General features: G+C 56.4%; 14 protein-coding genes. 11 read left to right on the top strand and 3 right to left on the bottom strand.

What is annotated here, in order from left to right; translation table 11 throughout:
• Positions 1-64 precede the first annotated feature (64 nt).
• Positions 65-1,420 (bottom strand): alpha-glucosidase/alpha-galactosidase, encoded by a 1,356-nt coding sequence (gene melA / locus EM595_RS18685; protein ID WP_067436388.1) that lies wholly within the window; start codon positions 1,418-1,420, stop codon positions 65-67.
• 271 nt (positions 1,421-1,691) lie between these two features.
• On the opposite strand from melA, the gene melR reads away from it, so the two are divergent.
• The 5 genes from melR (at position 1,692) to EM595_RS18710 (ending at position 8,645) form a co-directional block, all read left to right on the top strand.
• Entirely contained in the window at positions 1,692-2,621 is a 930-nt protein-coding gene (gene melR / locus EM595_RS18690; RefSeq protein ID WP_067436391.1) for a transcriptional regulator MelR, read from the top strand.
• Positions 2,622-2,832: 211 nt separating this feature from the next.
• Complete coding sequence (locus tag EM595_RS18695) at positions 2,833-4,113, top strand: globin domain-containing protein (RefSeq protein WP_067437024.1); 1,281 nt, start codon at positions 2,833-2,835, stop codon at positions 4,111-4,113.
• A 150-nt stretch (positions 4,114-4,263) separates the two neighbouring features.
• Positions 4,264-5,322 (top strand): NAD(P)H-dependent flavin oxidoreductase, encoded by a 1,059-nt coding sequence (locus tag EM595_RS18700; protein ID WP_067436394.1) that lies wholly within the window; start codon positions 4,264-4,266, stop codon positions 5,320-5,322.
• 589 nt (positions 5,323-5,911) lie between these two features.
• Positions 5,912-8,134, top strand: coding sequence for a DUF4401 domain-containing protein (locus EM595_RS18705; protein WP_067436397.1), 2,223 nt, complete (start codon positions 5,912-5,914; stop codon positions 8,132-8,134).
• Positions 8,121-8,645, top strand: coding sequence for a GDYXXLXY domain-containing protein (locus tag EM595_RS18710; RefSeq protein ID WP_067436399.1), 525 nt, complete (start codon positions 8,121-8,123; stop codon positions 8,643-8,645). Before EM595_RS18705 ends, EM595_RS18710 begins: the two co-directional genes overlap by 14 nt.
• 247 nt (positions 8,646-8,892) lie before the next feature.
• Here the strand turns inward: EM595_RS18710 and EM595_RS18715 are convergent, their stop codons facing one another.
• Entirely contained in the window at positions 8,893-9,297 is a 405-nt protein-coding gene (locus tag EM595_RS18715) for an H-NS family histone-like protein (protein ID WP_067436402.1), read from the bottom strand.
• A gap of 279 nt (positions 9,298-9,576) precedes the next feature.
• A complete protein-coding gene (locus EM595_RS18720; protein WP_067436405.1) occupies positions 9,577-10,347 on the bottom strand; it encodes a GntR family transcriptional regulator in 771 nt (256 codons plus the stop codon).
• A gap of 79 nt (positions 10,348-10,426) precedes the next feature.
• On the opposite strand from EM595_RS18720, the gene EM595_RS18725 reads away from it, so the two are divergent.
• Genes EM595_RS18725 through EM595_RS18750 form a run of 6 tightly spaced genes read left to right on the top strand, consistent with a single transcriptional unit; the run spans position 10,427 to position 17,966 of the window.
• On the top strand, positions 10,427-11,707 hold the full coding sequence (locus tag EM595_RS18725; protein ID WP_067436408.1) for a M20 family metallopeptidase: 1,281 nt from the start codon (positions 10,427-10,429) through the stop codon (positions 11,705-11,707).
• Positions 11,708-11,728: 21 nt separating this feature from the next.
• Positions 11,729-13,327, top strand: a complete 1,599-nt coding sequence (locus EM595_RS18730) for an ABC transporter substrate-binding protein (RefSeq protein WP_067436410.1) — start codon at positions 11,729-11,731, stop codon at positions 13,325-13,327.
• A 9-nt stretch (positions 13,328-13,336) separates the two neighbouring features.
• A complete protein-coding gene (locus EM595_RS18735) occupies positions 13,337-14,284 on the top strand; it encodes an ABC transporter permease (RefSeq protein WP_067436413.1) in 948 nt (315 codons plus the stop codon).
• Complete coding sequence (locus EM595_RS18740) at positions 14,277-15,104, top strand: ABC transporter permease (protein WP_067436416.1); 828 nt, start codon at positions 14,277-14,279, stop codon at positions 15,102-15,104. Before EM595_RS18735 ends, EM595_RS18740 begins: the two co-directional genes overlap by 8 nt.
• A complete protein-coding gene (locus tag EM595_RS18745; protein WP_067436419.1) occupies positions 15,104-16,738 on the top strand; it encodes a dipeptide ABC transporter ATP-binding protein in 1,635 nt (544 codons plus the stop codon). Before EM595_RS18740 ends, EM595_RS18745 begins: the two co-directional genes overlap by 1 nt.
• 10 nt (positions 16,739-16,748) lie before the next feature.
• On the top strand, positions 16,749-17,966 hold the full coding sequence (locus EM595_RS18750) for a M20 family metallopeptidase (RefSeq protein WP_067436422.1): 1,218 nt from the start codon (positions 16,749-16,751) through the stop codon (positions 17,964-17,966).
• Positions 17,967-18,129: the final 163 nt, after the last annotated feature.

Raw genomic sequence — 18,129 nt, forward strand, 5'->3', positions numbered from 1 at the left:
TGCCAGCGCCCGCCTTCTGTTATTAGAGGGATCAGTAGCCGGGCAGAACGCCCGGCATGTGCGGTCAGGCGCGATGCAGCCACGCCGGTAACCAGTCGCCGTGGGCGGCAATCAGGTCATCGATCAATGCATAAATTTCGTCAATCCCCAGCACGGCAGCGGTGTGCGGGTCGAGCAGCGCGGCGTGGTAAACCCGATCGCGATTTTCGGTGAGGATTGCCTCGGTTAATAAGTGCTGCACATTGATGTTGGTTTGCATCAGGGCAGCCAGATGTGACGGCAGCGTGCCGATATGCGTTGGCTGGATGCCGTTGCTGTCCACCAGACAGGGCACTTCGACGCAGCAGCCCTGCGGCAGGTTATCGATCAGATTATCGTTGCGCACGTTGCCGTAAATCACGCTTGGCTCGCCGGTCCACAGCGCATTAATAATGGTGCTGGCGTACTCATGCGAAGGTTTAATATCGATGCGATCGGCGCTTTTATACTCTTCCAGCTCTTTGCGCCAAGTGGCCAGCTGCTCAACGCAGCGTTTCGGGTATTCATCCAGCGGCACTTTATAACGCTCAATCAGATCTTCACGGCCTGGCTTAATAAACCACGGCGTATATTCGGCAAAATGCTCTGAGGATTCGGTCACGAAGTAGCCCAGTTTTTTTAACATTTCATAGCGCACGATATTTTCACAGCGTGCATTGCCATGCGCATTGGGTTTCGGTGCGGTGCCCTGTTCATAAGCCTTCAGCAGGTCAGGATAGAGACTGACGTAGTCGCCCTCGCCGGTTTTTTTCTCCAGCGACAGATAAAACGCCATATGGTTGATACCGGCGCAACGATAGCGCAGCGAGGCGGGATCGAGATCGAGATCGCGCGCCAGCTCTTCTGCCGTGCCCTGCACGGAGTGGCACAACCCGACCTGTTTGATGTGCGGATAGCGCGCGTACATCGCCCAGGTATTCATCGCCATGGGGTTCACGTAGTTAAGCATCGTGGCATTCGGGCAGACCTCGGTCATGTCTTCACAGATCTGCCACAGGTGAGGAATGGTGCGCAGGGCGCGCATAATGCCGCCCGGGCCGAGCGTATCGGCAATGGTTTGTTCCAGTCCGTGGCGTTTGCAGACGTCAAAATCGGTGACGGTACAGGGTTCGTATCCGCCAATCTGGAAGGCAACCACCACGAAGTCCGCCCCTTTGAGGGCGCTTTTGCGGTCGGTGTAGCAGGTGATATCGCCGTGGGCACCGGCGGAGTCCATCAGTTTACGCACCACAATGTGCGACTCTTCCAGACGGGTTTCATCGATATCCATCAGGGCAATGTGGGCAGACTTCAGCGCCGGACGATGAAAAACATCACCAAGGATGTTTTTGACAAAAATCGTGGAGCCCGCGCCGATAAAGGTAATTTTGGGTGCTGACATGTTCTCTCTCCGTGGCGTATTTGAACGCTGTCAGAGTGGCATGCCGGTTTTCGTTTCTCTTCCCTCTTCCCGGATGAACCTTCCTGAAAGCTACGATTTTTTTGATTGCCTGTTTTAATCTGAGGTTTCCGTACTTTTTCATCAGGAAAGAAGAATATTCAAAGGAAACAATAAGGTTAACCTGTTCATTTGCGGAAACCCTTCGTCAGTTCACGGTAAGTTTTCAGATTCTGCGCAACAATTTCTGATAATTCAGGATACGGAGAACATCATGGATTTCACCTCAGCGCCTCTGCCGCCCGATCCGCATATGTGCAACAGTACCGACAGCACCACGCGCAGCCCGCTGTCGCTCTATTCTGAATACCAGCGCATGGATATTGAGCTGCGCATTCCGGAATATATGGATGCCTGCCACTGGCATGGTCAGGTAGAAGTGAACGTGCCGTTCGACGGTGACGTGGAATATTTAATTAACAATGAAGTGGTGCAGATCAAACAGGGGCACATCACGCTGTTCTGGGCCTGTACGCCGCATCAACTCACCTGTCCGGGCAGCTGCAGCAATATGGCGATATTTAATCTGCCGATGCATCTGTTTCTCTCATGGCCGCTGGACAAACAGCTGATCAATCACGTAACGCACGGCATGGTGATTAAATCCCTCGCCGCTCAACAGCTGAGTCCGTTTGAGGTTCGCCGCTGGCAGCAGGAGATAAACAGCCCAAACGAACAAATCCGTCAGCTGGCGATTGATGAAATCGGGCTGATGCTCAAACGCTTTAGCTTGTCGGGCTGGCAGCCGATTCTGGTCAATAAAACCGCCCGCTCGCGCAGCAGCGGCAATAGTGTCTCGCGCCATGCCCGCTTTTATGTCAGCCAGATGCTGGAATTTATCGGCGCCAATCATAATCGGCCGCTGACCATTGAAAGCGTGGCGGAACACGTCAAGCTCAACCCAAACTATGCGATGGGCATCTTTCAGCGCGTGATGCAGTTGACCATGAAGCAGTACATCACGGCGATGCGGGTTAATCATGTGCGGGCGCTGTTAAGCGATACCGATAAATCCATTCTTGATATTGCGCTAACGGCGGGTTTCCACTCCAGCAGCAGCTTTTACAGCACCTTTAATAAATATGTTGGCATGTCGCCACAGCACTATCGCAAGCTCAGGCAACAGAGAGGCACGATTGGGTAAGTTGTTACCTGAAAGCCGTTATTTCGTGTAAGAACGCTGCCGATCAGCAATGCAGGGCAACACACACGCTAATTTACGATCTTAACCGCTGCCATGCGTTGCCCGCTTTTACGCGGCGCGATCAACGATTTATGTTCACAAATGCCGGCCAAAGCGCTACTCTTTAAACATGCATTTTAAATACAACTTTAAACAGAGGTGAACAGCTATGGTGACTTCAGAACAGAAAGATCTTGTGAAAGCGACCGTTCCGGTTCTCAGGGAAAATGGCGTGGCGCTGACCGATTATTTCTACAAGCGCATGCTGAAGAATAATCCGCAGCTGAAAGAGACCTTTAATATGGGCCACCAGCGCAGCGGCGCGCAGGCTAAAGCACTTGCGGGTGCCGTGCTGGCTTATGCCGAAAATATTGACGACCCTTCGGTGCTCGCGCCGGTGGTTGAGCTGATCTGCCATAAACATGTCAGCCTGAATATTCAGGCGCCCGATTACGATATCGTGGGTGAAAACCTTCTGCACTCCATCAGCGAGGTGCTGAACATTTCAATGGAAGATAAGCTGATTGCCGCCTGGGCTTCGGCCTATCAGCAGCTGGCCGATCTCTTCATCGCCACGGAAAAATCCCTTTATGCGCAGCAGGAGAAAACACCGGGCAGCTGGCTGGGCTGGCGTGACTTTGTTGTCGCGCGGAAAGAGAAAGAGAACAGCGAAATCACCTCTTTCTATCTGATGCCCAAAGATGGCAAAGCCCTGCCGACCTATAAGCCGGGCCAGTACATTACCGTGCGGGTGATGGTGCCGGCGCTCGGCATTAAACAACCGCGTCAGTACAGCCTGTCCGACAGCCCTGGCGGAGAATACCTGCGTATTTCAGTGAAGCGTGAAGATTCGCGGGCGGAAAATCAGGATCCGGGCTACGTCTCTTCAACCTTGCACAACGTGATTGCTGAAGGCGATACTCTGGAAGTCAGCGCTCCAACCGGTAACTTTTTCCTCGTGAATCCCGATCGTGACAATGTGCTTATCAGCGCGGGCATCGGCCTGACGCCGATGATCGCTATGCTCAACCAGCTCATCACGGACAATGCTCAGCCTGATAACGGCGCATTATCGCAGGAGGTTAAAACGCTGCCTTCCGGTGCGATAGCCGAGAGTAAAAAGCAGATCAGTTTCATTCACGCCGCGCGCAGCCCGCAAGTGCATGCCATGCGCCGCGAAATCCAGCAGCTTGCCGAACATCACAGCAATCTTCACCTGTATGTGGCTTATGAATCAGTATCGGAAGGTGACGTACGCGGTAAGGATTATCAGACGCTGGGCAGGCTTGATCTCAGCGACGTGCCCGCGCACCTGCTGCCAAAACAGGCTGACTATTATCTGTGCGGTCCGGTGCCCTTTATGCAGCATCAGCACGCGGCGCTGCTGGCGCTCGGCATTCCCCAGGAAAATATTCACAGCGAAGCGTTCGGCACCGGCGGCGTGTCGTTGTAAATCTTCAAGGCTCCCGAAAAAGGGAGCCTCTTTAGCAGCACGACGACGACAACGCTATCTAACGGAGGGTGGCAAATAGCTATCCGGCTCATCGTGTGCATGCTTCAGCCAGCCATCTTCCCTCTTACCGCAATCAATCAGGCAGAGAACATGAAAGCAACCTTGTGCCAGGCGCTCAATCTGCAATACCCGATCGTTCAGGCACCGATGGCGGGCGTGTCGACACCGGAACTGGCGGCGGCGGTTAGCAATGCCGGTGCGCTGGGTTCAATCAGTGTCGGCGCCTCAACGCCCGATCAAGCGCGGACCATGATCGAGAAAACGGTGTCTCTGACCCCAAGGCCGATCAACGTCAACGTGTTTTGTCATGCGCCTGTGGTGCGTGACCTGCCGCTGGAAAAGGCGTGGATTGCGCGCTTTCATGATGTGTTTAGCCGCTATGAAGCCGAGCCGCCCGAGGCGTTATCAGAGATTTATCAATCCTTTCACAACAATGCAGAAATGATGGCGGTACTGCTCGCCGCCGCACCGGCAGCAATCAGCTTCCACTTTGGCCTTCCCGCCGCCGACGTCCTGCGGCAGCTAAAAAGCCGGGGCATTGTCACGCTTGCGTCCATCACCAGCGTGAAAGAGGCACTGGCGGCAGAAGCGGCTGGCATCGATTTTGTCGTGGCGCAGGGGATCGAGGCGGGCGGACATCGGGGTCTGTTCAGCCCTAACGAAGCGGATGATCAGCTGAGCACTTTTACGCTTGTGCAGGCCGTGAAAAAGGCTTCGCACCTGCCGGTGATCGGTGCGGGCGGCATCATGGACGGAGCGGGCATCGACGCCATGTTAAGGCTGGGCGCCGACGCCGTGCAGATGGGTACGGCATTTATACTGTGCCCGGAATCCGCGGCAAACGACGCGTATCGCCAGGCACTGAAAAGCAAACAGGCTGTCAGTACGGTCATGACCACGGCGATCTCTGGCCGTCCCGCCAGATGCATTAATAATGATTTTTGCCATTTTGCTCAGGTCTTCACGCGCGACAGCATTCCACCTTATCCGTTGACTTACTCGCTGGGTAAAGCCATTGCCGCCGCCGCATCAGCAAAAGGTGCCCACGGCTTTGGTGCGCAGTGGGCCGGACAGGGTGCCACGCTGGCCCGCGAAATGCCTGCCGCCGTGCTTATCCGTACGCTGGTTGCGGAGTGGCAGGCGGGCTGAGAGTGCTTGCCGCAACGGCTTTATGCTATCGATGATGCCGCTGCGGGCTTAGTCAGGTGGCTACATGTATCAACGGATAATTGATGCACGTTGCAGGTAAATCGCCGGGACATTAGCGGCGAGTGGCACACGCCTGAAAAGGAGGCGGTCGGGTGATTACGCCAGTAACTATCCTGCTGATATTGCATATCAGTTAAAGCATTGTCGCTGTGATTAAGCAACTGCCCGGCTGCGATATGTCCAGACGTAACCACCGCATCAAATGATGCTATGTGTTTCGTGTTTCGCCTTTCGCTTCCTTTCTTTTCTCTTAACCCTTCAAATACCCTTGTCGAACGTTCAACTATTACGTCAGTCATATCCGCAATAGATTTTGCTGCACAGCTCACACATTCATTGACCTTGTATTATAGGCCACCGTGCTGATTGCACCCATCGTGCCTTACTGGTATGAAAGCTGTGATTGCCAGATATTTCCGGCGAAACCTGTTTATTGCCTCAATGCGAATCCTGATACGGCGTGGCCGTTGCGGCTTCGTGAGGTATCAGCAGGCATTATTAACGGAACAACCATAAAAACAGGGATCTTATGAATAATACGATAGTCGGCGATGTCAGCTGGATGCCGACACGGGCGGCGGCGTACCTGGCGCGCCAGACCGCGCGGCTGATAAAAGCGGGCAGCCTGACGCCTGACCACGGCCAGCAGGTTTACCGCTTTTTGGGCGTGCGGCCCAATGCCTCGCAGTGGCGCGCTTTTCTTGTCCCGTTGCTGGCGCTGCTGGGTTTACTCTCGCTGGTTGCCGGCGCCCTGTTTTTCATCGCCTGGAACTGGGCGCAGATGCCGAAAATGGCTAAGTTCGCGCTGGCAGAGTTGTTGATTGTTGCGCTGGCGGTGATCGTCTGGTGGCGCTGGTATCAGAGCCTGGCACGCAGCGCGCTGCTGGCGGCAGGATTAAGCTTCGGCGCGCTGTTTGCGTTATATGGGCAGATCTATCAGACCGGTGCCAACAGCTGGGAGCTGTTCAGAGCCTGGCTTTATATTCTTGTGCCGCTGGCGCTGATTGCGCGGCAGGACAGCCTGTGGTTTTGCAGCTGGCTGGTGGCCAATCTGGCCTTTCACCTCTACTACGTCACGTTGTCTGCTACGTTCATGGACAGCCTGATGTTTAATCACTTCGGCTGGTTGCCCGAAACCGCGATGTACGCGTATTTGCTGGTGCTGACGCTGTGCCTGGTGTTGCGGGAAACGCTGGCGCAGCGGGCGCTCGCTGCCGATCCTCAAAGCTGGCTGGCAAGCCGTTGGTTCAGCTACATCATGGCTGGCTTTCTGTTGCTGCTGCTCACCATGATCGCCGCCGGGCATATCGCTTCCATTGTGATGGGGAATTTTTCTGAGTGGAACGAAAGATTTTACACTTCACTAATCACTGGCTTCTGGCTTATTACCTTGCTGGTGGGCTATTACCTCTACCGTTACCGCTTCCCGGATCTCGGCATGCTAACGCTGGGTATCGTCAGCCTGGCGGTCACCGGCTGCACGCTGATTGCGGATCTGTTCAGTAACTCCTGGGAAACAGGCGACCTGTTTGCAGTGGGTTGCCTGATGGCCTTGTGGCTGGCGGCAAACGGTGCCCTGCTGCTGCACTGGCGCCGCAAGCTGTATGAACGCGATCCGGTTGATGTCTCCTCCTCCGAACTCAACGGCTTGATAACCGCATTACGCCAGCATGATTTGCTGAGCTACCCACAGGTGCAGGAACTTCAGCTGCACGATCACACCTCGGAACTGCCCTGGTATCTGCGGCTTGCACTCGGCCTCGGCAGTTGGGTTTCAGCGCTCATCGTTTTGCTGCTGCTGGCGCTGATTCTCTATATGACGGGCTTACTTGATGAGCCGAATGCCGTGGTCTTTATTGTGCCTTCGCTGATTTTCGCTGCGCTGGCCAGCGTGCTGTTGCGCGCAGCAGGCGCAGGCAAAAATCACATCGGGCTGGCATGGGCAATTGCCGCCACCGGCGGGCTCTGTGTCGGTCTCTATCTGTTTGTTGACCCCGACTGGGAATCCTCATTTCTTGTGGTGGCGCTCTGTACGTTACCGGTGCTGATGGTGATGGCCATTGTGATGCCCGATCGTACTTACCGGTTTATGGCGATCACCGCGATGACGTTTTTGGCCGTGCTGTTGGCGAACGATCTCACCAGCAGATATTTATCGCCGGTTACGGGATATGGTCTCTTTTCGGCGCTGGTGGCTGGCCTGGTGGCGTTCTGGTTATGGATGGTCAGAGAGCAACTCAGATTACAGGCAACGCCGATGGCTAATGCTGTGCTGCCGATAATCTACGGCATTGCCGCGGGCCTGGTCATCGTCAGTTTCACCGCCATCAATGCTGGATGGATCGCAGATATCTTCTGGAGCACATCGCCGTTTTTTAGCCTGCAATCGGGCACAGGCATGGGCATCGCGGCCGGTTTAACGTTGAGCGCGCTCTACCTGTTCTTCACACAAAAAACGCCTTTGCCGCTGCTGGCAGCGATATTATGCGGCGGCGCGGCAATTTATGCGCCGGGTATTGGGCTGGGACTGACATTACTGATGATGGCGCGTTTTCAGGGCAGCCGGGGCATTCTCGGGATAGCGTTTTGTCTTCTGCTGCTCTACGTCTCTTGCTGGTATTACTTTCTTGGCGTGAATTTAATGCATAAGTCAGTGCTGCTGTTGATTGGAGGGGGAGTGTTGCTGGCGGTGGCCTTTGCGGCCAAAAAGGCGTTACCGACGCGTAGCGGGAGTGTTTATGAAAACCAGTAACCTGAGAAAATGGCTGGCGTTAGGGGTGATTGTCCTGGCGCTGGTGGCGGTGAATATCAGCATCTGGCAAAAGGAGCGGCTGTTGAAACAGGGCGCAGTGGTGATTTTAGACCTTGCTCCGGTCGATCCGCGCTCGCTAATGCAGGGTGATTATATGGCGCTCAATTATGCGATCACTCAACCGTTACAGCTGGCGTTTTATCAGCGGCATCAGGAGAGCCGATTCATACCGGCACCCACCAGCGGCACCCTGATTGTGGATATTGATGCGCAGCGTCGGGTCACGCAGGCGCAGTTTGACCAGGGTGCGCCACTGAAAGCCAATCAGCTGCGGATGAAATATCACATTAATGCCGGGACGCTGACCGTTGGCACCAATGCCTGGTTCTTTCAGGAAGGTCAAGGCAAACGCTTCGATCGGGCGCGTTACGGATCTTTTCGAGTAGCAGAGGATGGCACCGCGCTGCTCACCGCCTTGCTGGATGAAAATGGCCAGGCAATAGCGCCGTAGCCAACAGCATCTGTGCATGGAACATCAACAATAGCCCTGTCGGGGTTTTACCGGTTCATTACGAAGGAGGCGGATGAGGATTTTTCATCCGCTAACAGGCACGGGGGCCGCAGAAAGAGCCGAAATGAGGGTTGGCTCATTGCCTTTTCATTCCACGCGCAGATGCAGCAGGTGCCAACAGCAGCACTCTGCGAGAAGCGTTGTACGCGCTGCTAAAATGCAGGCCGACAACGCTGCCTGCCGTTGCTTACAGCATGAAATCGCTCAGGCTTTTGCCATTCTCAAGCGCAATCCTGATCGCTGAAGGTGTGCGTCCCTGCCCGGTCCACTGCTTTACTTCGCCACTGGCATCGGTGTACTGGTATTTAGCCGGACGCGGCGCACGCTTTTTCTTCATGTCGCTGCCACGCTTTTCCATGCCGCTCAGCAGATCTGCCGGATTGATACCATCTTCCTGGAGCAGTTCGCGGTACATCGCCAGCTTTTCAGCCTTATCACGCGCTTCAGCCTCCTGGGCTTCAGTTTCTTCACGGCGCTCAGTGACCACCACCTCTAACTTCTGCAGCATCTCTTCCAGCACATCCAGCGCGTAGTCACGAGAATGGGCACGCAGGGTGCGAAGATTGTTCAGGCTGCTCAGAATTTCACTCATACAAAAACCTCAAAACTAAAATCAAAAACGCATTGATATCTAACACAATCAATAAGGATAACATTGATAAAGTCTGATTCCGATCCTGATGACGCGCTAAGTTAGCCTGAGCTGTGTGTTTGCCTGATTAATACCCATATCGCCGCCTGTGTCGCCATAAGGCCGAAAACGAAAGCGATCTCCTTACCCAGATTTCGCAGGGCATGCCTGCTTTTTGCGCATAATGGCTGCTGATTTAGGCAAAGCACGGTTTATGATGAGGCGGGTGGATAGCCTCTTTTATCTCACCTCATTCACATACATAAAATGCTCCGTACTGAAGCGATGATGCGCCAGAATTACCGGCACTGCGCTTTGATCAAACGACACTTCATCAATCACCATAATGGCGTGCGGCAGGTTCAGTTCGAGTAACGCAGCATCTTCTTCGTTGGCCAGCGTCGCGGTAATTTGCTCGCGTACCGCAGCAATACGGATGTCGTAGCGTTCGAATAAATAGCGATACAGCAGCGGCGGCAACTGCTTCGCCTGTGGGAAATCAGCCAGCCGCGCCGTAGGCAGGATCAAGGTTTCATGCATTGCCGGGATCCCTTTGACCCGGCGTAACCGCTTCAGCCGCACCACCGCATCACCCGCCGCAATATGCAACTGGCGAGCTTCCGTGTCGCTGGCCTCGCCCAGCTGATAATCCAGCACCCGCGTTTCTGACAACAGCAGCCCGCCCGTCTTGTCATGCAGACGGAAATACTGAAAAAAGTGGCTGAGATTATGCAGCGGCGCCCAGCCGGTCACCACGGTGCCGGTTTTACGCCGCCGCATTAACATTCCCTCGGTGGTGAGCGCCGCCAGCGCCTTACGCACCGTACCCACCGAGACGCCAAATCGCGCTGCCAGACTGTTTTCGCTGGGCAGGATCATGCCTGCGGTCAGCTCGCCCTGCAAAATCGACTCGCTGATATAGCGCTTAACCACTTCATAAAGCGGGGCACCTTCGCTGTCGCGAAGTCTGCCAAATTGAGGAACATCGCCTGCGTCATATTTTTTTTGCATGTTTTCGATTACCGATTGACCACGGTTGCTGAATTGCATTATCTATAAACTATATAGAAATACAAGAAGCGAAAGCGCTATGACCACAAATACACGATTAAACAAAGCATTAGAGCTGATAGCCTGCGACGGCGAGCAGATCAAAGAAGAATTACAACGCATGCTGGCCGTGGACACCTGCTTTCCACCGGGTGCCGGTTATGGCGATTTCTGCGAGTTGATGGCCGGACTTTTGGCACCTTTGCGCTTCACGCTTCAGCGTGTTTCCGTGCCGGAAACCTTGTGGCGATCGCCCGATGGCACCTCGCAGGGAGAACGCGTTAATCTGCTGGCTTCGCTGAACGCCGGGGCGGCTGAAAACTGTAATCTCTATTTCCATACCGATACCGTGCCAGCGGGTGACGGCTGGCGTTTTCCTCCGCTGGCGCTGACGCAGGCAGAAGGCAAACTTTTTGGGCGTGGCGCAGCAGATATGAAAGGCACCATTGCCGCGGCGCTGGCGGCGGTGCGTGCGGCGCAGGCCTGCGGTTTGCCTCTGCGCTTTAACCCGGTTTTTCTGCTCTGCACCGATGAAGAAGGCGGCCTGTATCCCGGTATTCGCTATCTGGCGGAACAGCACCTGTTCAACGGCCATCTTCTCAGCTTCAACGGCGGCGCGGTGCCACGTATCTGGTCAGGCTGTTTTGGCAGCATCGATTGTAAAGTGATTATCACCGGTCGTTCGGCGCACTCCGGCGATCCCGGACACGGCATCAACGCTATCGAAGTGGCCTTGCCGTTAATGAACGCGCTGGCTGATTTGAAAGCGCAGGTCGAACAGCGCATCTCAGCCATGCCCGCCCCGCCGCACTATAACGGTAAACCGCTGAATTCTCTGCTGACGCTGGCGGCGGCGCAGGGCGGTAGCAAAGGCTCAACCATTCCGGAACGTTTTGAGCTGTTGATCAACCGCCGTTACGCCCCGGAAGAAGCCTTTGACGATGTGTGGAAGGAGCTGACTGATTGCATCGATCGTGCAATGCGCGACAGCCGCGCGCTGGATGTGACGCAACAGATGATTGGGCATCTGGCTCCGGTCGCCGATCCCGGCGGACCGCACTGGCCACGCTGGCAGGCCGCCCTGACGCAGGGATTTGGCTTCAGGCCTGATGAGTTTGCGCCCTGGGGATCGTCCACCAGCTCCGATATGGGCTGGGTTCAGCAGGCTGGCATTCAGGAAATATTACTGGGTGGGCTAACCCGCCCGGATAACCGCACGCACGCCGCCGATGAATACACCACGATGGCGGATCTTGTTGCCCTTTCGCAGTCCATTCTGGCGTATCTCGCCGATGATTTTCAGCCAACCCAGGGTCATTAACTCACCAATGAGGAAGAGAACATGCGCGCAATGAAAGGCCTTAACCGCCGTCAGTTTATCGCCAGTTCTGCCGTACTTACCGGGGCGGCAACGTTGCCCTGGTCACTGTCAGCGTCTGCCGCCCAATCCGCCAGCGCCACGCCCGGCGGTTCACCGCGTCGCGGCGGTGTATTACGCGTTAGCGTCGATCAGGCGGTGAGCATGCTCCATCCGCATCAGGCGCGCGTCAATCCGGAATACCTGATGACGGAACTGCTTTACAGCGGGTTGACCCGCCTGACGCAGGAGATGAAAGCCGAAGCGGATCTGGCCCTCTCCTGGCAGGCCAGCGAAGACCTGACGCAGTGGACCTTCACGCTGCGACCCAACCTGAAATTCAGCGATGGTTCGCCACTGACCGCTGCCGATGTGGTGGCCAGCCTGCAGGCGCTACTCGATCCGAAAAATGCCTCACCGGCGCTGCACAATATCGGCCCGATCGCCAGGGTCAGCGCCAAAGATGCAACCACTTTGTTGATTGAAACGGCTTCGCCCTACGCTGACCTGCCGGTGATGCTGGCCTATCCGGCAGCTAAAGTGATCCCCGCCGCCATCGCGCAGGGTCAATATGCTTCGCTAACCAAAGCGGCGTTCGGTGCCGGGCCATTTCAGCTGGTCTCCTACGATCCGGAGCGCAAAATCGTGGTGAAACGCAATCCGCATTATTACGATCCGACGCGCCCTTATCTTGATGGCGTGGAAGTGGTGATCTACCCCGACGGCCTGGCGGAGAGTTCGGCGCTGATTTCAGGCGACAGCGATCTGATGCTCAGCGCGCAGTCGAGCGAATTTGCCCGGCTGTCCGCCTCTTCTGGCGTGCTGCCGCTGCGTGTGGCTTCGGGTCAGTTTCTTAACGTCAACATGGACTGCGATCAGAAACCCTTTAACGATCCGCGCGTGCGCCAGGCGCTGGCGCTGTGTGTGGATCGTCAGGCATCGGTGGATTTTGTTGCGGATGGCTTTGGCTCGCCGGGCAACGATACGCCGATTAACGCCGCCTACCCCTACTTCGCTGACCTGACTAAAAAAGCGGTGGATTACGGCAAAGCCAAAGGGTTGCTGGCAGCCGCTGGCTATCCAAATGGTCTGGATATTACGCTGATCGCCTCCGATAAACCGGCCACGCGCACCCAGCTTGGCATTGCCCTGCGTGAGATGGCCAAACCGGGTGGCTTTCGTATCAACGTGCAGACCATGGCACACAGCACCTATCTCGATCAGGTGTGGAAAAAAGGCAACTTCTACGTCGGCTTTTACAACATGCAGCCGACCCAGGATGCGGTTTTTTCGCTGCTTTATACCTCAACCGCCGCCTGGAACGAAACGCGCTGGAATAACGCTGAATTTGATCGCGCGGTCAGCGCCGCACGGCAGACAAAAGATGACGCCCAGCGCGGCGCGCTTTACGGCACCGCGCAGCGGCTGATGCATGATGAGGTTCCCTCGCTGATTCCTGTGTTTTTCGACCTGCTCGCGGCCAGCCGTGATTACGTTGGCGGCTACCAGCTGCATCCGCGCGGTGCGGTATTCCGCCTCGATCACAGCTGGCTCACCGCTAACGCGCCGGTGCGCACGGCGTAAGGAGCGAACATGACCGCAAGCTATCTGCTCAAACGACTGCTGTTGATGATTTATACGCTGCTGATCGTATCGCTGCTGGTGTTTGGCATTACCCAACTGCTGCCAGCAGATGCTGCCGTGACGCTGCTGGGACAGAACGCCACGCCGGAAGCGCTGAACGCGGTGCGGGAGCGGCTGGGTCTGAATGCCCCCGCCTGGCTGCAATACTGGCACTGGCTGACGCAGGCGCTGCAGGGCAATTTTGGTGTCTCGATGCGCAACGGGCTGGCGGTTGGGCCCACGCTGTTTACCGCCCTGTCGCGTTCGCTGCTGCTGGCGGCCTGCGCGCTGCTGCTGATGCTGGTGATTGCGATACCGCTCGGTATCTGGGCCGCGGTTCGTCGCGGCAAGACCGCCGATGTGCTGGTGAGCGTCATCTCCTATATCGGCATCTCTTTTCCCGAGTTTGTTACCGCCACGCTGGTGCTGCTGCTCTTTGCCGATGTCTGGCAGATTTTGCCCGTTACCGGCTACGTGCCGCTAAGTGAAAATGTCGTCAGCGGCGTGCAGCACCTGATTTTGCCCTCGATCACCGTCGCGCTGATTCTGGTCGCGCACGTCTCCCGTATGGTGCGCTCGGAAATGGTTGACGTGCTGCAAACCGATTATGTGCGCGCCGCCTGGCTCAAAGGGTTATCGCGGCGGCGTATTCTCTGGCGCCATGCGCTCCGCAACGGTCTGTTGCCGACCATCACCATCGTCGCGCTGGATGTCGGTTATCTGCTCGGTGGCATTGTGGTGGTGGAAGAGATCTTTGCGATTCCCGGTATTGGCCGTGAACTGATTGTCGCCGTGCAGGCGCGCGATCTGCCCACTATTCAGGCGGGCGTGATGATTCTGGCTGCCACCTATTCGGTGGTCAATTTTCTTGCCGATCTGGCCTACGTTGTTCTCGATAAGCGGATCTCCTATGCCTGACCTGTTCAAACGTTTGCTCACTTCACCGCAGGGTGCCGCTGGCGTGCTGATTTTATCGCTGGCGCTGCTGATGGTGATTGGCGGAGCGCACATTGCCCCTTTTGATCCTGAATCGATCTCTATTCTCAGTCGTTATAAGCCGCCCGGTGAATTGCACTGGTTTGGCACCGACCAAATGGGCCGCGACATCTTTAGTCGGGTCATGGTCGGCGCCCGCTCAACCATTTTACTGTCGCTGCTGGCGACGGCGCTGGCGATGATCATCGGCTCGGTGCTTGGCACGGCCAGCGCCTATCTGGGCGGCAAGCTGGACGAGTTTATGATGCGCACCATGGATGCGGTGATGGCAATTCCCAGCCTGCTGTTTGCGCTGCTGATTGTCAGTACGCTCGGGCAAAGCAGCCTCAATGCGGTGCTGGCGATCACCATCGCGTTTGTGCCGGGCATGGTCCGCATCTCCCGCAGCGTGGCGCTGGCCGCCCGCCAGCAGGATTACATCAGCGCGGCCATCGCGCGGGGCGAAGCGGCCCACTACATCATTCTGCGGGAAATGCTGCCCAACATACTGGCGCCGATTATCGTCGAGGCCACCATTCGCGTCGCCTTTGCCATCATGCTTTTCGCCACGCTGAGCTTTCTCGGTTTAGGCGCACAGCCGCCCGAGCCGGAATGGGGCCTGATGGTCTCGGAGGCGCGAGCCTACTTCTTTAACGCGCCGTGGATGATGATGATTCCAGGCCTGGCGATTGCGCTGGTGGCTATCGGCTTTAACCTGCTCGGCGACGGGCTGCGTGACGTACTTAATCCAGGGAGTCACTGATGACTGATTCTGCGCCGGTATTAGCCGTAGAAAATTACAGCCTTGACTTCGCGTTATCCCGCGATCGGTTTCTGCCGGTGCTACGCGATATCAATATGCAGATTATGCCGGGCGATGTGCTGGGCCTGGTCGGTGAATCGGGGTCCGGTAAAACGACCTTAGGCTGGGCGATCATGCGCTGGCTGGCGGGCAATGCGCACGAACGCCAGGGCGATATCCGCCTCAATGGCCACAGCCTGCGCAGCGCATCGGCCGCGACGTTAATGACGCTACGCGGCGCAAAGTTGGGAATGATTTTTCAGGATCCCAGTGCATCGCTGAATCCGACGTTAACGCTGGGTGAGCAGGTGACAGAAGTGCTGCGACGTCATCGCGGCTTATCGGCGCGGGAAGCCCAGGAGCTGGGCGAATCGCTGCTGCATGATGTCGATCTCAAACAGCCGGCACGCATGATGCGGCGCTATCCACATCAGGTTTCCGGCGGTGAAAAGCAGCGCATCCTGATTGCCACCGCCTTTGCCTGCCAGCCCGACTGCCTGATATTTGATGAGCCGACCACGGCGCTGGACGTGATCAGTGCGGCGCAAATCCTCGATCTGTATGAGCGACTGCGCGAAGAGACCGGCGTGGCGTCGCTCTATATCTCTCACGATCTGGCGCTGGTTTCCCGGGTAGCCAACCGGGTCTGCGTGCTGGAACAGGGCCGTATTGTCGAGCAGGCAGAGACCCGTAGTCTGTTCAGCCAACCGCAACACAGCTACACGCGCCGATTGATTAACGCGGTGCCCGATCCGCAGCATCGGCTGGTGCCGGATGCCGCGGGCAGCCAGCCGCTGTTGTCGCTTAATGACATTACCATCGACTATGGCAAAGCGGGACTGCTTGATCGCCTGTTCAGGCGTGAAGCCAATACCACCCGTGCGGCAAATGGCGTTTCCCTGACGTTGCATCAGGGCGAAATTGTCGGCGTGGTGGGGGAATCGGGCTCAGGCAAATCGTCATTAGGCAAAGCGCTTTCCGGGCTGGTGCCGTTCAGCGGCAACATCGATTTTTGCGGCCAGACGCTATACGGACGAGCGCAGATGGATAAAGCGTATCGCCGTCGCGTGCAGATGATTTTTCAGCATCCCGACGCCTCGCTCAATCCGCGCATGACCGTTGGCGAGATCATTGCCCGCCCGCTGCGATTGTATGGCCTGCCAGCAGGTGAAACGCTGGCGCAGGCGGTGGCACGTCTGCTCACCGAAGTCCGTCTGCCGCCAGAGTTTGCCCAGCGTTATCCGCATGCCTTGTCAGGCGGGCAAAAACAGCGCGTGGCGATTGCCCGCGCGTTTGCTCATCCGCCCGACGTGGTGATCTGCGATGAAATTACCGCCGCGCTGGATGTCTCGGTGCAGGCCACCATCATCGAACTACTGCTGGAACTGCGCCGCCGTTATGGCACCGCCTACCTGTTCATTACCCACGATCTGAACCTGGTTCGGCAGATTGCCCATCGCGTGGCGGTAATGTACCGCGGCGATATGGTCGAAGTGCTGCCCGGCGCAGAGATGTCCACGCTGGCACAACACGCTTACACCCGCGCACTGCTTGCAGCGGTGCATATTCCTGAAGTAGCCAGCTCTGCGGCTTAATGAGAAACGCATGAATCCTGAACAGTTAATCCATCATATTGATCGCGAATTTTGTCTCTCGTTTCTGGCAAAAATGGTCCAGCACAAAAGTTACAGCGCGACCGATGGCGAGCGCGAACTGGCGAAATACATGGCGGCGCAGATGACGCAGCTGGGGCTTGAGACCGAGCTACAACAGGTACCCGGCGACAGACTAAACGCCATTGGCCGCCTTGCTGGCAGCGGCGGCGGCAACAGCCTCCTGTTCAATGGGCATTTGGATACCAATCCGGTGACCGAAGGCTGGACGGTGGATCCGTGGCAGGGAAAAATTGACGACCGTTTCATCTATGGCATTGGCGTGTCGAACATGAAAGCCGGTGACGCCGCCTATTTTTGCGCGTTAAAAACGCTGATCGATGCCGGAGTCACACTCAAAGGCGATGTCATTCTGACCTATGTGGTTGGCGAGTTGCAGGGCGGCATTGGCACGCTGGCTGCCATAGAGCAAGGCGTGCGCGCTGACTACTTTATTAATGCCGAACCCACGGATTTGCAGGCGCTCACCATGCATGCTGGTTCGTTGATGTTTACCATTGAGCTGACTGGCGATACGCGCCACCTTTCGAAACGCGAAGAAGCCGTGGATGCTATCGGCGCAGCGGTAGAGCTGATTCCCCAGATCAATACCATGACCTTTAGCGGCGCAAAAACTGAGGCGCATCGTAAAATTAATCGTGGTCACATTGGCACCGTTCACGGTGCGTTAGGACGCGAGCTGGAAGAGTGGCGGCCGCCACAGGTCGCAGATTTTGCCAGATTAAAAGGCTCGGCGCGCTTTGCGCCAGGGCAAACGGTTGAGGGCGTACTGGCCGATCTGCAGGCACTGCTCGACAAACTGTGCCAACGCCATCCCGGACTGAAGGCAGCACTTTTCGATGACGGCATACGGGATAAGCCCACCATGCTGCCGTTTGAAGTTTCCCCTGATTCGCCCATCGTCAAAGCGGTCAATCGCGCCTGGAAAAGCGTGCGCGGCACGGAGCAGCCCACCGGCGTCATCACCCCACCCGCTTTTTTTGGTACCGATGCGGCACACCTTTATCAACATGCGGGCATGGCGGGCGTGGTCTGCGGCCCAGGCGGTAAGTACAACACCATGCCGGATGAGCGCGTTGAAATCAGCGAGTTTCTCGATATGGTGCGCATCTATCTGCTGGCTATTCTGGAGATTTGTCAGCCGAACTGAATGCTGCGGCGCGGCAAAAGAACGGCACAGATAAGAGCGGACTGGCGGGCGGAGAGGTTTTCCGCCCGCAGAGATGATGGCGTGATTGTAGAGCGACGTTCATCTGGGAAATCCTGCTAAAATCGCCGATCGAGCAAACAGCGTTGGCGATCTGGCAAAATAA

Origin of the sequence: Duffyella gerundensis (assembly GCF_001517405.1) — a bacterium.
In the GTDB taxonomy this organism is placed as follows: domain Bacteria; phylum Pseudomonadota; class Gammaproteobacteria; order Enterobacterales; family Enterobacteriaceae; genus Duffyella; species Duffyella gerundensis.

Bases quoted from the DNA above. Each gene is read 5' to 3' on its own strand.
- melA (WP_067436388.1), bottom strand. From the start codon at position 1,420: ATGTCAGCACCCAAAATTACCTTTATCGGCGCGGGCTCCACGATTTTT.
- melR (WP_067436391.1), top strand. From the start codon at position 1,692: ATGGATTTCACCTCAGCGCCTCTGCCGCCCGATCCGCATATGTGCAAC.
- EM595_RS18700 (WP_067436394.1), top strand. From the start codon at position 4,264: ATGAAAGCAACCTTGTGCCAGGCGCTCAATCTGCAATACCCGATCGTT.
- EM595_RS18705 (WP_067436397.1), top strand. From the start codon at position 5,912: ATGAATAATACGATAGTCGGCGATGTCAGCTGGATGCCGACACGGGCG.
- EM595_RS18710 (WP_067436399.1), top strand. From the start codon at position 8,121: ATGAAAACCAGTAACCTGAGAAAATGGCTGGCGTTAGGGGTGATTGTC.
- EM595_RS18715 (WP_067436402.1), bottom strand. From the start codon at position 9,297: ATGAGTGAAATTCTGAGCAGCCTGAACAATCTTCGCACCCTGCGTGCC.
- EM595_RS18720 (WP_067436405.1), bottom strand. From the start codon at position 10,347: ATGCAAAAAAAATATGACGCAGGCGATGTTCCTCAATTTGGCAGACTT.
- EM595_RS18725 (WP_067436408.1), top strand. From the start codon at position 10,427: ATGACCACAAATACACGATTAAACAAAGCATTAGAGCTGATAGCCTGC.
- EM595_RS18730 (WP_067436410.1), top strand. From the start codon at position 11,729: ATGCGCGCAATGAAAGGCCTTAACCGCCGTCAGTTTATCGCCAGTTCT.
- EM595_RS18735 (WP_067436413.1), top strand. From the start codon at position 13,337: ATGACCGCAAGCTATCTGCTCAAACGACTGCTGTTGATGATTTATACG.
- EM595_RS18740 (WP_067436416.1), top strand. From the start codon at position 14,277: ATGCCTGACCTGTTCAAACGTTTGCTCACTTCACCGCAGGGTGCCGCT.
- EM595_RS18745 (WP_067436419.1), top strand. From the start codon at position 15,104: ATGACTGATTCTGCGCCGGTATTAGCCGTAGAAAATTACAGCCTTGAC.
- EM595_RS18750 (WP_067436422.1), top strand. From the start codon at position 16,749: ATGAATCCTGAACAGTTAATCCATCATATTGATCGCGAATTTTGTCTC.